At 72.6% G+C, this 1,254-nt stretch carries 1 protein-coding gene; it reads right to left on the bottom strand.

Going from position 1 to position 1,254, the window contains the following annotated elements:
- On the bottom strand, positions 1-1,254 hold a 1,254-nt coding region (locus KBX53_RS33400), incomplete at both ends, for a penicillin-binding protein 2 (RefSeq protein ID WP_247676588.1).

The following is a 1,254-nucleotide window of genomic DNA, read 5'->3' as shown; positions in this document are numbered from 1 at the left end:
CACTCATCGGCCGGCAACAGGCGCCCGCTGGCCTCCCCGGGCATCCCCTCACCGGTGGGCTTACCCAGCCCGAACCGCTTCTGGTAGTCGATCAGCCGGTCCCGGCCGAGCCGGTCGGCGACAGTGATGGCGCCGACGTTGGACGAGTAGGCGAGCATGCCCGGGATGCTCATCCGCTTGCCGTCGGCCGGGTGGGTGTCGGGGAACCAGGTGTCGCCCATCTTGATGCCGTTGGCGACGGGGAACGTGGTGTCCGGGGTGATCACCCCCTCCTGCAGCGCCGCGCCGTAGGTGATCGCCTTGTGCACCGAGCCCGGGTCGACCACGAAGCTGGTCGCGGCGTCCTCCCGGGCGACCGGGTCGCTGGGGAGCGGCTTCGCCGCGTCGTAGGTGGGGTTGCTGGCCTGGGCCAGCACCGCGCCGGAGGGAATCTCCATGATCACGGCGGCGCCGGTGCCGCCCGGCACCTTGGCCATGCCCGCGCTGAGGATCTGCTGGGTGCGGAACTGCAGGTCACGAACGATGGTGAGGCTCAGGGAGCTGCCCGGCTTGGCGGGAGTGGTCCGGCTGTAGCCGCCCGGGATCGGCGCTCCGAGGTCGCCGAGGCCGGCCTCGTACACCCGCTTGCCGTCCTGCCCGGCGAGCACGTCGTCGTAGCGGGCCTCCAGCCCTTCCAGGCCGTCCATGTCCTGGCTGGTGAAGCCGATCAGGTTGGCCGCCAGGTCACCGCCGGGCACGTCGCGACGTTCGTCGCGGTGCACCCCGATACCGGGCAGCTCCAGCGCCTGCACCCGCTTGGCGGTCGGGATCTCCACACCCCGCGCCAGGTAGGCGAACGTGGACGCGATGCCGTTCTCCAGCTTGCGCGGCCTCATCAGCTCCATCAGCTTCGACACCGGGATGCCGAGCAGCGGCGAGAGCGCCTTCGCGGTGCCGGCGGAGTCTTCGACCTTGGTCGGGTCGGCGTACACGTACCGCGCCTCGACGCTGCGGGCCCGCGGCGCGCCGGTGCTGTCGTAGATCGCGCCGCGCGGCGCCGGCAGCTCGACGGAGCGCGTCCGGTCTGTGACGCCGCCCCCGGCGTAGGCCGGGGCGTCGACCGCCAGGAGGAAGATCAACCGGATCCCGATGACGGCGAACAGGGACAGCGCGAGCACGGTGCCCAGCCGCAGCCGCAGCCGCGAGTCGGCGAGCTTCGGTGGGCGTCGCGGCTTGCGGGACGGCCGCCGGGCCGCCGGTCGGTCGGTGCGACGC

The sequence above is a fragment of the Micromonospora sp. M51 genome (genome assembly GCF_018070305.1).
In the GTDB taxonomy this organism is placed as follows: domain Bacteria; phylum Actinomycetota; class Actinomycetes; order Mycobacteriales; family Micromonosporaceae; genus Micromonospora; species Micromonospora parva.
The sequence above is the reverse complement of the archived record's forward strand: the minus strand, read 5'-3'. Positions and strand labels throughout refer to the sequence as shown.